Annotated in this window: 12 protein-coding genes and 1 other annotated feature; of the genes, 6 read left to right on the top strand and 6 right to left on the bottom strand. The window is 61.5% G+C overall.

Translation table 11 applies throughout. The annotated features are described in order from the left end of the window. The first annotated feature begins 97 nt into the window (after positions 1 to 97). Positions 98 to 1,120: a glycine betaine/L-proline ABC transporter substrate-binding protein ProX gene (gene proX / locus DQG18_RS03310; RefSeq protein ID WP_116653350.1), complete on the top strand. Its 1,023-nt coding sequence runs from the start codon at positions 98 to 100 to the stop codon at positions 1,118 to 1,120. Positions 1,121 to 1,173: 53 nt separating this feature from the next. Here the strand turns inward: proX and DQG18_RS03305 are convergent, their stop codons facing one another. Continuing rightward, positions 1,174 to 1,407, bottom strand: coding sequence for a hypothetical protein (locus DQG18_RS03305; RefSeq protein ID WP_116652827.1), 234 nt, complete (start codon positions 1,405 to 1,407; stop codon positions 1,174 to 1,176). A gap of 126 nt (positions 1,408 to 1,533) precedes the next feature. Further along, complete coding sequence (locus tag DQG18_RS03300) at positions 1,534 to 2,058, bottom strand: MarR family winged helix-turn-helix transcriptional regulator (protein WP_116652826.1); 525 nt, start codon at positions 2,056 to 2,058, stop codon at positions 1,534 to 1,536. 248 nt (positions 2,059 to 2,306) lie between these two features. Here DQG18_RS03300 and ectA point away from each other — a divergent pair, with 248 nt between their 5' ends. The 5 genes from ectA (at position 2,307) to DQG18_RS03275 (ending at position 7,088) form a co-directional block, all read left to right on the top strand. Next, a complete protein-coding gene (gene ectA / locus DQG18_RS03295) occupies positions 2,307 to 2,867 on the top strand; it encodes a diaminobutyrate acetyltransferase (protein WP_116652825.1) in 561 nt (186 codons plus the stop codon). A gap of 67 nt (positions 2,868 to 2,934) precedes the next feature. Next, entirely contained in the window at positions 2,935 to 4,218 is a 1,284-nt protein-coding gene (ectB, locus tag DQG18_RS03290) for a diaminobutyrate--2-oxoglutarate transaminase (RefSeq protein WP_116652824.1), read from the top strand. 16 nt (positions 4,219 to 4,234) lie between these two features. Next, positions 4,235 to 4,636, top strand: coding sequence for an ectoine synthase (locus tag DQG18_RS03285; RefSeq protein WP_116652823.1), 402 nt, complete (start codon positions 4,235 to 4,237; stop codon positions 4,634 to 4,636). A 38-nt stretch (positions 4,637 to 4,674) separates the two neighbouring features. Next, entirely contained in the window at positions 4,675 to 5,601 is a 927-nt protein-coding gene (thpD, locus tag DQG18_RS03280) for an ectoine hydroxylase (RefSeq protein WP_116652822.1), read from the top strand. Between the two features lie 44 nt (positions 5,602 to 5,645). Further along, positions 5,646 to 7,088: an aspartate kinase gene (locus DQG18_RS03275; protein WP_116652821.1), complete on the top strand. Its 1,443-nt coding sequence runs from the start codon at positions 5,646 to 5,648 to the stop codon at positions 7,086 to 7,088. 7 nt (positions 7,089 to 7,095) lie between these two features. Here the strand turns inward: DQG18_RS03275 and DQG18_RS03270 are convergent, their stop codons facing one another. The 4 genes from DQG18_RS03270 to DQG18_RS03255 form a co-directional block, all read right to left on the bottom strand. Continuing rightward, the gene (locus DQG18_RS03270; protein ID WP_116652820.1) at positions 7,096 to 8,580 is read right to left on the bottom strand and encodes a SulP family inorganic anion transporter; all 1,485 of its coding nucleotides are present in this window, start codon (positions 8,578 to 8,580) and stop codon (positions 7,096 to 7,098) included. A gap of 67 nt (positions 8,581 to 8,647) precedes the next feature. Continuing rightward, positions 8,648 to 8,703, bottom strand: a sequence feature (sul1 is cis-regulatory element that is thought to sense ions involved in sulfur or methionine metabolism; They are found in Alphaproteobacteria). 97 nt (positions 8,704 to 8,800) lie between these two features. Continuing rightward, positions 8,801 to 10,135, bottom strand: a complete 1,335-nt coding sequence (locus DQG18_RS03265; protein ID WP_116652819.1) for an HlyD family type I secretion periplasmic adaptor subunit — start codon at positions 10,133 to 10,135, stop codon at positions 8,801 to 8,803. A 25-nt stretch (positions 10,136 to 10,160) separates the two neighbouring features. Continuing rightward, positions 10,161 to 12,164, bottom strand: coding sequence for a cadherin-like domain-containing protein (locus tag DQG18_RS16615; RefSeq protein ID WP_198669642.1), 2,004 nt, complete (start codon positions 12,162 to 12,164; stop codon positions 10,161 to 10,163). A gap of 2 nt (positions 12,165 to 12,166) precedes the next feature. After that, positions 12,167 to 13,900, bottom strand: coding sequence for a type I secretion system permease/ATPase (locus DQG18_RS03255; RefSeq protein WP_116652817.1), 1,734 nt, complete (start codon positions 13,898 to 13,900; stop codon positions 12,167 to 12,169). Positions 13,901 to 13,910 lie beyond the last annotated feature (10 nt).

Here is a 13,910-nt window from a genome sequence, read left to right as displayed (position 1 = left end):
GCCGCCGCTTCTGTTGCCGCGCTCGTAGCGCCGGCTTCGTATGGCGGGGCCTCGTCCCGTCCATCTGAAAACCAAAAGAAGAGGAGACAAAAACATCATGTTCCGTCTCAAGAATTTCCTTGCAACACTGTCGGCTGCCGCTCTCGTGAGCACCATGCCGGTCGCTGCCCTCGCCCAGGACAATCCGGGCGAGGGCGTTTCGATCACCATGGCGCAGCCGACCTGGGATACCGGTTGGTTCCACACCGAAATCTACCGTCAGTTGCTTCAGGAACTGGGCTATGACGTCGATCCGGCCATTACGCTCGACAATCCGCCCTTTTACCAGTCGGTCGCCCAGGGCGACGTGACGCTGTGGGTCGATGGCTGGTTCCCTCTGCACAATACCTATGAACCGGTGTTCGGCGAAGGCGCCGAGATCGTCGGCGCGGTCGCGCGCGGCGGGGCGCTTGAGGGCTATCTGGTCGACAAGGCCGCCGTCGAGGAATTTGGCATCACCTCGCTGGAAGATTTCAAGCGCGATGACGTCAAGGCCGCCTTCGACCGCAATGGCGATGGGCTCGCCGACATGGTCGCCTGCCCGCCGGGCTGGGGGTGCGAGATCAATATCGACCACCACATGAACGCCTATGACCTGCACGACCACGTCAATCTCATCAAGGCCGGCTATTCCGCCTCCATGGCGGATGCCGTTGCGGCCTATGAGTCTGGGGAACATATCCTCTTTTACACCTGGACCCCGAACTGGACGGTCAACGAACTCGTCCCGGGCGAGGACGTGATGTGGATCGAGGTGCCCGAGGTCGATCTCCCCGAGGACCTGATGGACCTGGCCGATGCAGCAACGCTCGACGGCGTCGAAGGCTGCGTCAACGATCCGTGCATGCTGGGCTTCCCGGCCAACGACATCGTGCCCGTGATCAACTCGGCGTTCCTTGATGAGAACCCCGCGGTCGGCGCGCTGCTCGACGCCGTCGAAATCCCGCTCACCGACATCTTCGCCCAGAACGCGGCGATGAACGAGGGTGACGACGACATCGAGGCGCAGGCCGCCCAGTGGATCGAGGACAACCGCGCCGCCGTCGACGGCTGGCTCGAAACGGCTCGCGCCGCCAGCTAAAACGGCTGCTTTGAACAAGGAGGCCGCAGGCAATTCCCGCGGCCTCCACCCCCTCAGGGGATGCTGACCATCGGAGCATCGAACGTGGCAAGGGTGGCGATCGCTTCGCTGCGTACCGCGCCCAGCCCGCCGAGAAAATTGCGGGCCCCTTCCTCGCCATAGCTGCGGCGGCTGACCGCGAACAGGGCGACGCCCTCACCCTCGGAGAGCGGCATATAGCGATAGGCATTCCACTCGACCACGATCGGGTCGGCGCCGAGGTCGCTGACGAGAAAGTCGAACAGCACTTCTCCGGTCGCCCCGTTCTGGATGATCTCGTGGTTGACGCCGGGTCGGTTTCCTTGCGCGCGATGAGCATCTGCACCTGCGACGCCGCCGCCTGCATCGGAGAGAGCGCGCCGTCAAGCCGGGGTTCAAATGTCCTTTTCGGTGCGAGGGGCAAGAACCGCGTCAGATGTGAGGACCGCAGCCGCTTCATCTTCCGCGCCCAGCATCGCGGCCACGCGCTCGAGCGCCGAGATAAGCATCAACTGCTCCCATTCGGCGAGTTTTGAAAATTCTGCGTGAAACTGTGCGTGTGCCCCGTCGGGAGCGATGTCGAGCATTTCGCGGCCCTTGTCGGTCAGGCTGAGCCACACCTGCCGCCGGTCGGCTTCGCCCCTGCGCCGGATCACCATGCCCAGCGCCTCGAGCTTGTGAATGAGCGCGGTGGTGGTGGCCTGGGTGATTCCCATGCGCGTGGCGACCGCGCCTGCGGTATGCTCCGCGCCATCGTCGAGAAGCTGCATGAACACCAGTTGCGACGGCGTCAGACCGGTTTCGCGCATCAGGGCTTTTGAATTGAGCTCGGTCTTGCGCAGTATTTTGCGCAACGCCGAGAGAGCGGTCTTTGTCGAGGCTTGCACGGCGCGGTCTGGCTCCAGAAAAACGTCTTTCATCCTCTTATCTTTCCCAGCCGCCGTTCCCAAGCCCTCTCCCGCATACAAGTATAAAACCATTTAGCTTATACTAACTATCGTGTGTGGCGATTGGACAGTCCACATGTCCTTCATAAATTATTTTTAGCGCCTGTATCGCCCATCTATCGGGCGATACAGGCGTATCGGGTGCCATGTCGCAGTCATTTCAGCGTTGACAATTAGTTAGATCGATCTAACTATCACGCAACCGAAACCGGAGGACTCAGATGGAACTCGCCACAGCGAGCACCCCCCACACCCCCGCAACGCCCCTCGCGGCAATCACGATTCGCAGCCCAAGGCGCGAAGATGGCGCGACTGTCTGGCAACTGGTGGCCGATACGGCCTCGCTCGACGACAATTCGATGTATTGCAATCTGCTCCAGTGCAGCCATTTCGCTTCGACCTGCGCGATCGCCGAAATCGATGGCGAGATCGTGGGGTGGCTCTCGGGTTATATCGCGCCCGAACATCCCGATACCTATTTTGTCTGGCAGGTCTGCGTCGCCGAAAAGGCGCGCGGACGGGGGCTGGCCAAGCGGCTCATCAACGCCGTTCTCGCCCGCCGTGTCTGTGCCGGCATCCGCCGAATACAATCGACAATCACGAGCGACAACCGCCCCTCATGGGCGCTGTTCGGATCGGTTGCCGAAACGCTCGACGCCGATCTTGTGCGCAAGCCTTATTTCCGGCGCGACGATCACTTCGCAGGCAAGCACGATACCGAATTTCTCGTAACGATCGGCCCCTTCGAGCGCGAAACGCTTCCCCTGCGCGAAGTCGCCTGAAGCCGCAACTATGCAAAACCGCCTTCCCCTCATCCCTCTTCCCGCCGTCCCCCAAAGGAGACAGTGCATGACAAACGACAAAACCACCACGTTCGACCGCATGGAGAGCGAGGTGCGCTCCTATTCGCGCAGCTTCCCAAAACTGTTCAACAAGGCGAAAGGCGCAACGATCTTTTCCGAGGATGGCAAGGCCTATATCGATTTTCTGGCCGGCTGCTCCTCGCTCAATTATGGCCACAACGATCCCGACATGCAGGCGGCCCTGGTCGATTACGTCACCGCCGATGGCATCGCCCACGGGCTCGATATGTTCACCGATGCCAAGGAGCAGTTCCTTGCCGCCTATGAGGACATCATCCTCAAGCCGCGCGGCATGGACTACAAGCTCATGTTCACCGGTCCCACCGGGACCAACGCCGTCGAGGCCGCGCTCAAGCTGGCTCGCAAGGTCAAGGGCCGCTCCAATATCATCGCGTTCACCAACGGGTTCCACGGCATGACGCTGGGCGCTCTGGCGGCGACCGGTAATGCGGGCAAGCGCAATGGCGGCGGTATCGACCTCAACGGCGTCTACCATGCACCGTTCGATGGCTATTTCGGACCCGAAATCGATACCGCCGAGATGCTGGACCGGATGCTTGGCGACCCCTCGGGGGGCGTCGATGCGCCCGCCGCGATCCTCGTCGAGCCGGTTCAGGGGGAGGGTGGCCTCAATGCCGCGTCGCCCGAATGGCTAAAAAAGATCGAGGCCATCGCCAGAAAACACGACGCGCTCTTCATCATCGACGATATCCAGGCGGGGTGCGGACGCACGGGTTCGTTCTTTTCCTTCGAGGAGTTCGGCCTTTCCCCCGACATCGTTACCCAGGCCAAGTCCTTGTCGGGAATGGGGCTGCCCCTTGCGCTGACGCTGATCAAGCCCGAATACGATATCTGGACGCCGGCCGAACACAACGGCACCTTCCGGGGCAACAATCATGCGTTTGTGACGGCGCGCATCGCGCTGGAAAAGTTCTGGCGCGATGAAACGTTCAGCAAATCGGTCAAGGCCAAGGGCGAGCACCTCAAACTGCGCCTTGGCGCCATCGCCTCCCAACACGATCTCAGCCTGCGCGGCCGCGGCATGATGATGGGCATCAACGCCGAAAGCGGCGAAGTCGCCGCCGCGATCTGCGAGCAATGCTTCGACAACGGCCTGATCATCGAGACGTCGGGGAGCCATGACGAGGTGGTCAAGGTGCTGTGCCCGCTGACCATCGACATCGCGCAACTGGACCAGGGGCTCGACATCATCGAAGATGCGTTCGAGGCAATTCTTGCCAACGATGTTTCGCACGTCGCAGCCGAATAAGGATCAGGAGACGACCATGATTGTTCGCGACCTCGAGGAAGCCCGCAAGGGCGAAAGGCTCGTTACAGCCAACGGGTGGGATTCCACCCGCCTGCTGCTGGCCGGTGATGGAATGGGCTTTTCCTTCCACATTACCCGCATCGCGCCGGGCACCACCCACGAGTTCCACTACAAGCACCATTTCGAGAGCGTTTATTGCATTTCGGGCCATGGCGAGATCGAGGACCTCGATACCGGCAAGACCTACCAGATCCGGCCCGGCGTGATGTATGCCCTCGACAGGAACGACCGCCACAGGCTTTCGGCAAGCGACGAACTGGTGCTGGCGTGCTGCTTCAATCCCCCCGTCACCGGCACCGAAGTGCACCGCGAGGACGGCTCCTACGCACCAGCCGGGGAACTTGAACAAAACGCCTGAGACCCGGCCTGATCCATGACCAACGATTAGAGGAAGCAATGACACTTTCCGCAGCTCATCCCCGATCGGACGCGTACCCCACCCGGCAGACCCAGGAAGCCTGGCAAGAGCGCAAGGACCCGGTGTTCTGGGGCAAATGGACCCCCGAAGCGCCGCTTACCCGCGCCCAGACCGAAGAGTTCGAGAAAAAGGGCTTTCTCATCCTCAAGAGCGTTTTTTCGCCCGGTGAGGTCGCCCGGCTTCAGGAAGAATCGCGCCGTCTGCGGTCGGGCAGCGTGCAGCTCAGCGCCGATAATGTCGTGACCGAACCCGGTTCCGAGGCGGTGCGCACCATTTTCCGTCTTGAAGACGAAAGCGCTCTGTTCAACCGCATGGCGCGCGACGAGCGGATCGCCGGAAAAGTCAGATTTCTTCTCGATGACGATCTTTATCTTCATCAGAGCCGGCTGAACTACAAGCCCGGCTTTACCGGCAAGGAATTCTACTGGCATTCGGATTTCGAGACCTGGCACGCCGAAGATGGCATGCCGCATATGCGGGCGATTTCGGCCTCGGTGCTCCTTACCGACAATGATGCGCTCAACGGGCCGCTGATGCTGATGCCCGGTTCGCATATGCACTATGTCTCCTGCGCCGGAGAAACACCGGACAACAACCACGAATCCTCGCTTCGCAAGCAGGAAGTGGGTGTGCCGAGCCCAGACGCTTTGACGCACATGGCGCAGAAATTCGGCATCGAATACGCCTCGGGCAAGGCGGGCACGGTCATCCTTTTCGACAGCAACACAATGCACGGCTCGAACGGCAACATTACTCCGTTCCCGCGCTCGAATGCCTTTTTCGTTTACAATGCCTGGTCCAACCGGCTCGAAGCGCCCTATGCGGCCAACAAGCCGCGTCCGGCATTTCTTTCCAGCCGTGACCCTCAGGGACCGATCGAGATCGTTTCCGGTCCCATCCAATAGGCCGTTCGGCACAGATACCCAAAATCACCAGAGACAAATCGACGATGCAACACCCCCACACCGTGGAAAAGATCGGCGGGACATCCATGTCGCGCAGCCATGAACTGCTCGACACCATATTCATCGGCCAGCGCAAGGGCCCAGAACTCTACAACCGGATTTTTGTCGTTTCAGCCTATGCAGGGATGACCGACTTGCTCCTTGAGCACAAGAAGTCCGGCGAGGCCGGTGTTTACGGGCTGTTCGCGAGCGCCGAGGGCGGGTCCCAATGGAGCGAGGCCCTTTCGGCGGTCGCTTTGAAGATGGAGCAAAAGAACGCCGATATCTTTCCCGATCCTGCAAGGCGCGAGGAAGCCGACCGCTTCATCCGCGAGCGGATCGAAGGCGTGCGCTCATGTCTTGTCGATCTGTCCCGGCTCTGCTCATTCGGCCATTTCCAGCTCGAATCCCATCTCCTGACGGTGCGTGAAATGCTTTCGGCGCTGGGAGAGGCGCAGTCGGCATTCAACACCGCGCTGATGCTGAGCCAGCATGGCGTCAACGCCCGCTTCGTGGACCTGACGGGCTGGCGCCAGGATGGTGCCTTGCCGCTCGATGAGCACATCGCCCGACAGTTCGAGCAGATAGATATGTCCCGCGAATTGCCTATCGTCACCGGTTACGCGCAGTGCACCGAACAACTGATCGAGACTTATGACCGGGGCTATTCGGAGGTTACGCTTTCGCGGGTCGCCGTCGTCACCGGCGCGGCGGAGGCGATCATCCACAAGGAATTCCATCTGTCCTCTGCGGACCCCCGGCTCGTGGGCGCCGACAAGGTGCGGGTCATTGGGGAAACCAACTATGATGTGGCTGACCAGCTTTCCAACATGGGAATGGAAGCGATCCATCCCCGCGCCGCCAAATCGCTGCGGCAGGCAGGAATCCCGCTGCGCGTCACCAATGCGTTCGAGCCGGAACACCCCGGCACAGTGATTATGAGCGATCTGGCGCCCAAAAGGCCGGGCGCGGAGATCGTGACCGGGCTCAACAATGTCTTTGCGCTCGAGTTCTACGATCAGGACATGGTGGGCGTAAAGGGCTATGACGCGGGCATTCTCGCCGCGCTGACGCGGCACAAGGTCTCGATCATTTCAAAAACCTCGAACGCCAACACCATCACCCATTATCTCAAAGGGTCGATGAAGGCGATCCGGCGGGTGGAAACCGATCTCGCCCAGTCCTTCCCCTCCGCAACGACCACGCTGCGCAAGCTCGCCGTAGTATCGGCGATCGGCCGCGACCTTTCCGGCGTCCGCATCCTCTCGCGTGCCATCGAGGCCCTCGACCTGGCGGGGATCGAGCCGGTGGGCATCACCGACATGGTGCGCAAGGTCGATCTCCAGGTGGTGGTCGAAGAGGATGATTTCGATGCAGCCGTGATCGCTCTGCACAGAGGGCTGGTAGAAAGAGACGACAGGCCCGTCGCCGTCAAGCACGCCGCCTGATTGACAGTCAGTGGCCGAGCACCTTTTCCATCGCGTTCGGCCGGTCGTGCATGGCGAGTTGATCCATGATAGTGGCGCTGGCGTCGTTGAGCCCCGCGACCTCGACCTCGGTTCCCGTCTTGCGGAATTTGAGCACGGCCTTGTCGATGGCGTTGACCCCCGTCAGGTCCCAGATATGGGCTTTGCCGACATCGATGATGACGCTTTCCAGCGCCTCGCCGAAATCGAAGGCCGAAAGGAAATCGTCCGCCGAGGCAAAGAATATCTGGCCCTCGACGAGGTAGCGCCGATGCTTTCCGTCTTCTGACAACGTGGTCGTGACGCGGAAAATCTGCGCGACCTTCCAGGCAAAGAAGATACCCGAGAGCAATACGCCCACACCAACCCCCAGCGCCAGGTTCTGCGTGCCCACGACCGTTATAACGGTCGCGAGCATGACAAGGCTCGACCGGCGGGGATGGTGGCGAAGATCGGCCAGCGAGGTCCAGCTAAAGGTGCCGATCGACACCATGATCATGATGGCCACCAGCGCGGGCATCGGGATGAAGCCCACCAGGTCGCCGAGCACCATCAGCAGGAACAAAAGAAACGCTCCGGCGGTGAAGGTCGAAAGCCGCGTGCGTCCGCCTGACTTGACGTTGATGACGGACTGCCCGATCATCGCGCATCCGGCCATGCCGCCGAAAAGGCCGCTGGCGATATTGGCGATACCCTGGCCGATGCTCTCCCGGTTCTTGTCGCTGCTCGTGTCGGTCATCTGATCGACGATCGAGGCGGTGAGGAGGCTTTCGAGTAACCCCACGGCGGCAACCGCGATCGAAGTCGGCAGGATGATCCAGAGCGTTTCGAGATTGAGTGGAATGTCGGGAAACAGCAGGATCGGCAACGCATCGGGCAATTCTCCCAGATCGGCGACCGTGCGGATATCGATGCCCAGGGCAAGCGCAAGCGCGGTGAGAACGAGGATGCACACGAGCGGGGAGGGGACCGCCGTGGTGATCCTTGGGAAAAGGTAGATGATGGCGAGCCCCGCCGCGATCAGCGCGTAGGTTTCCCACGTCACCCCGATCAACTCGGGCAGTTGCGCCATGAAGATCAGGATGGCGAGCGCGTTGACGAAACCGGTCATCACCGAACGGGAAACGAACCGCATGACATAGCCGATGCGCAACCACCCCGCGACGATCTGGATGATGCCCGCGAGAATGGTGGCGGCCAGAAGGTATTGCAGTCCATGGTCACGCACGAGTGCGCCGAACAGTACTGCTGTTGCGGCGGTCGCCGCCGAGATCATGGCGGGCCGCCCGCCGGCAAATGAGATGACGATGGCGATGATCACCGAGGCATAAAGCCCCACGCGCGGATCGACGCCCGCAATGATCGAGAAGCCGATGGCTTCGGGAATGAGGGCAAGCGCCACGACGATGCCGGCGAGAATGTCGGCGCGGATATTGGAAAACCAGTTGCGGCGGATGGTTTTGATCGAGAACATGAACACAATCGAAGCTGTCGTCCGGGTCGCCCTGGCGGACCGAACGTTGAAAGGCGAGCTTTATCCTGAGTGTCCGGCGGATCGGCGGCCGGAAGAGCCACCCGGAATTGCACCGGGTCCGGGGTGATTGCCACCGGCCTTTGCCACATCGGCTCGAAGCTGGCAAGTCCGCCGGCCCATGTCATGGGAAACAAGCGCCTTCGTATTGCCCGCCGACCTTTTATTCTTCTCGAAACGCCCTCGCGATCTGGTCGGTGAACGGCTTCATGAAATAGGCGATTGCCGTTTGTTGCTCGGTCTCGACAAACACCTCGACCGGCATGCCTGGAACGAGTTGGCTCGGATCGAAGGCCATGCTGTCGTGATCGACCTCGACCTGTGCGAGATAAAATCTCTCGCCAGTCTGGCTGTCCTGCTGGGACGCTGCGGAAACGCGAAGGATGTCCCCCCTCACTTCGGGCGTCGTGCGTTGATTGAAGGCGACAAAACGCAAAATCGCGGCTCCCCCCACATTCACCTGATCGATATCGTTGATAGCCACGCGGAATTCGATGACGAGGTCGGCATCGTCGGGTACGATCGTCACCAGCCTCTCGGCCGGGGAAATGACGCCGCCCACGGTAGTGACATTGAGTTCATTGATGGTTCCGGCCACCGGGGCCAGGATGACGGTCCGGGCGTAGCGCGCCACCGAGGCGCTCAACCGTTCCTCGAGCTCGGCGATCTGCGCCTCGACCACGCCCAGTTGCCGTTGTGCCTCGGTCTGCCGGGTCCCATCGAGTTGGAGCACTTGCAATTCCACATCGGATATGCGGACCTGGGCGCGGGCGATGCCCGTATCGAGATTGCCCGTTTGGCCCTGGAGGCGAATAATGTCCCGCTCCGCTGTCGTTACCCGGGAAGCTTCGATCAGATTGCTTTGGGCCAATTGCCTCAGCCGCTCCAGTTCGCTCTGCGCCAGTTCGGATTCCGCGATGGTCGCTGTGCGCTGGAACTCCAGGCCGTTGATTTCCTCATTGAGCTGATCGACCTGCAGCAGCAATTGGTTGCGCTGCGATCGATGACGCGCCAGGTCGCCCGCGAACAATTGCCGCTCACCGGCAGCGATTGCCGAAACGCCGGGCCGCCCCGGTGAAAGGGCCTCTGGGAAGTCTATCGCCTCTATTCCCATCGCTTCGGCTGCCAGCCGCGCGCGCCGCGCCAGCAATTCGATGAGCTGGCCTTCCAGAATTGCCTTTTCCGCCGCGATCTCGGCGTCTTCGAGCCGCATCAGCACCTGCCCCGCGGCAACCTCATCGCCCTCACGCACGAGGATTTCACGCAACACGCCGCCATCCGGGTGCTGGACGACCTTGATGTCGTCATCCACCAGCACGGTGCCCACCCCGATGACCGCGCCTGAAAGCTTTGCCATGCCCGCCCAGCCGAAAACACCGCCCAGCAGCAGGATGGCCAAGATCACACCCCAGATCACGCGCGCCCTGAGCGAGAACATCTTCTCGACCGGATCGATATCCATACGGGAGAAGCCGGTCTGGTAAACTGGATTGGACATTTCATCTTCCTTTCGACGCCGGAACTCAGGCCGAGACCGGATCGTTCGTCCAGGCGAGCAGGACGTTACGAATGCTGATGGTTACGTCGGTGACATCGTCGCCGTTGAAATCGGCATGGATGATCGTTTTCTCGAATCCTTCCACGGTGTCATGGGTGACGAGGATCGGAATGTCCGCCCGCAGCCAGTCGTCATTATCGTCGCCGTAGATGGAGCGGAACAGATCCCGCTCGGCGGCGCGCGCTTCGCGGCTGATATCGTAGTCGCGCACACGGATACGATCTCCCACCACGAAGTCGAGGATGTCGTGAACGATATCCTCGCTCAGCGAAGGATTTTCGTCTGTGACTTCAAAAATGAACATGTCACGCCCGCGCCCGCCCGAAATGACCCGGGCCGACGCTCCGATCACGAACAGATCGTCTCCTGTACCGCCATTGATCTGTTCAAAGCCGGTAAAGACATCCTCGCCAATCTGGGCGCCACTCGCTTCGCCGGTCCTGTCGTCGATGATCAGGCCCTCCGCCGAGGCGCTATAGTCCAGAACATCATATCCGGTGCCCCCGTCGTAAGCGTCATTGCCGCCGCCACCCACCACGGTGTCGTCGCCGCTTTCCCCCTCGACGGCATCGTCACCTTCGCCACCGACGAGGACGTCGTCCCCCTCGCCGCCGGAAAGGATGTCCGATCCTTCGCCCCCGTCGAGCGCATCGTTGCCGACGCCGCCCGACAGATTATCGTCGCCCTCGGCGCCACTCAGTCTGTCCCGGCCCTCTCCGCCGAAAAGATCGTCATTGCCGCTGCCCCCATCGAGAATATCGTCCCCTTTGCCACCCTCTATCCAGTCGTCGCCGGCATCTCCGAACAGCGTATCGGCCCCCCCTTCACCAAACAGCCGGTCGTTGTCCTCGCCGCCATGGATGATGTCATTGCCGTTGCCGCCGAATATCACGTCCATGCCCGCCCCGCCGTGCAGGACGTCATCGCCATCATCGCCAAACAGATGATCGTCGCCCGGACCGCCCACAACGAGGTCATGACCAGCCATGGCGTTGACGATATCGTCACCGGCTCCCGCATCGATATCGTCGTCGTAGGCGGTGCCTACGAACACGTCGTCGCCCGGCGTCAATGTGACGGTGTTCCGCACAATGTCGAAATGCGCCATCTGCCAGACCGAGGCCTGTCCGTCGCTTATCATGTAGGAGAGCGTGACCGGCCCAAGCATCCCATGCTCGCTCCGCATGGTCCAACCACTGGCCGTCGGCAACACATCCAGGCCCGTTGCGTTGACGTCGCCAACCAAAAGCAGATCGCCATCGGGATCGTATGCCCCGGCCAGAAGATGGGTGAGGCCGATAAGGACCGCCTGCCCGGCAATAATATCGTTCAGCCGCACGGGGCCGGTCGTGATCGGAGCACGATTGGCTCGGCCGTCCCCGTCATGGTCGTCTTCATCGTCTTGATCCTCCTCCGGCTTTTGTGGGCCGGCGTCGGTGCTGTCCGGCTCGCTGACCAGCGGATCTATGGGGTGCGGGATGAACGGATGGGGCGTCGGGCGGCGCGGGATGTTGTCGTTGGAAAGCTGGACCCCATACGCCGCCGGAAAGACGCTGATGGGCTGGAACTCAACGTGCGGGCGCGTGAAGCGCAGTTTGCCACTCTGATCGGAAACCAGAATCGAGGGCGACCAGTCCGTCTCGCTTTTGGGATCATAAGGGTCAAGTTCGGCGATCGATCTTTTGCTTTCGGCTGCCGGTTCGTGCGCGTCGCGCTCGTCCTTTCCGGCCCTCCGCATGCGGGCTGACATCGGCGCCGCCTCGTGCTCCCCGCCCGCTTCGCGATCTTCCGGACCATTTTTGGCCGCCTCGTGCGAAAGCAGGTGGCGGAAATAGACGGCCAGCGCCACGACCGCCAATCCTATATGAACGGGCAAACTGGTCGTCTTTTCGCGCGCGAAGAAATCGAATCTCTTGCGCGGCTGCTCATCCGGAAGGGGCTGTCTGCTGGATTTGACTTCGATCGTCATGGTCATCCCGCCCTGCGCCGGGCGGGCTCATCCGCCACGCTGCGCGCTCCGCCCAGAACCTGTTCCTTGGGACCGAAGCCAGTGAGTTTGCCGTTCTGGATGACCGCGATCATATCCACTTCCGCGAGAACGGATGGACGGTGCGCCACGACGAGCGCAATTGCACCGCGCTTGCGAATACGCCGGATGGCGTCGTTGAGCGCGGCTTCCCCTTCGGCGTCGAGAAACGCGTTGGGTTCATCGAGCACCACGATGAATGGCTGGTCGTAAAGCGCCCGCGCAAGCCCGATCCGCTGGCGTTGGCCGGCCGAAAGTGCCGTCCCCATGGGCCCCAGTTGCGTATCGTACCCGTTCGGCAGCCGCACGATCAGGTCATGCGCGCCGGCTTCCCTGGCTGCTGCCACCACCTTGTCTCCGTCCCGGTCCGGGGCAAAACGTGAGATGTTTTCGATGATCGAGCCGTCGAGAAGCGAGACCTCCTGGGGAAGATAACCGAAATGCCGCCCCAGCTTTTCTTCTTCCCATTGGTTGATCTCCGCCCCGTCGACCCGGATCGAGCCGCGCAGTGTCGGCCAGATTCCGGTTATGGCCTTGATCAACGTCGTCTTGCCGCCGCCGCTCGGGCCGATGATGCCCAGCGCCTGTCCCGCCGCGATGTGAAGACCCACTTCCGAGAGCAGCACCTGGCCGGAGCCGGGGGATGCCACCGTGATCTTTTCGACGCTCAAGGATTGTGAGGGTGCCGGCAGGTCCAGCGGCTGTGGGCCCTTGTCGAGTGCCACCATGGTGTCGCGCAGCCGATTGAACGCCTGCCGCGCGGCGACCACGCCCTTCCAGTTGCCGATAGCCAGATCGATCGGCGCCAGCGCCCGTCCGGCGGCCACCGACACGGCGATGATGGCGCCGGCCGACATCTGGCCTTGTATCGTGAAATAGGCGCCCAGGCCCAGCAGCGACGATTGCAGCAACATCCGCAGTACGCGTGAAAAGGCGCTGAACGTGCCGATAATGTCGTTGGTGCGGGTCTGGAGAACCAGATGTTCGTCATTGGCGTGGTTGAATCGTCCCACCGCGCTCCCGGCAAACCCCATGGCCCTGATGACCTCGGCATTGCGCGCATTGGAATCGGCGATCGCGTTGCGCACGATCCCTGCCTGTTGCGCGGACTTTGCCAGCTTGCGCGATTTGAGTTCGGTGATGATGGTGAGAAGCGTAAGGACCGCGATACCGCCCAGCGTCACGGCGCCGAGCACCGGGTGCAGGAAATAGACGAACAGCAGATAGAGCGGCACCCAGGGCAAGTCGAACAGCGCGCCCGGCCCTTGTGAACCGAGAAAGTTGCGCACCGTATCGACATCCCGCCCCCGTTCGAGAGCTTCGGAGGGGGAGAAGCCGAACCGGGGCATGTCGACGCTTACCCGGTGGGCGATGGGTGCAAGGATCTTGTCGAACCGCGCACCAACTCGGACCATAAGCTGACCGCGGATCGTGTCGAACAGGCCCTGGAACATGTAGAGCCCCACTGCCAGCACCGACAGCGCCGCCAGCGTGGGTATCGAGCCGCTGGTCAGCGCTCTGTCGTAGATCTGCAGCATATAGAACGCGCCGGTGAGTGCCAGCACGTTGATGATGCCCGAAATCCAGAACAGGAAAATACCGATCTTCTTGAACTTGCGCTTCAGGAACTCATCGCGGCGGTGCTCGGCGAGTTTGTCGGAAACTTGTGCGGTGGCCATCGGTTCTCCC

Origin of the sequence: Pelagibacterium sediminicola (assembly GCF_003390885.1) — a bacterium.
GTDB lineage: Bacteria > Pseudomonadota > Alphaproteobacteria > Rhizobiales > Devosiaceae > Pelagibacterium > Pelagibacterium sediminicola.
Note: the sequence above shows the minus strand (reverse complement) of the source record. Positions and strands in the feature narration are given on the sequence as shown.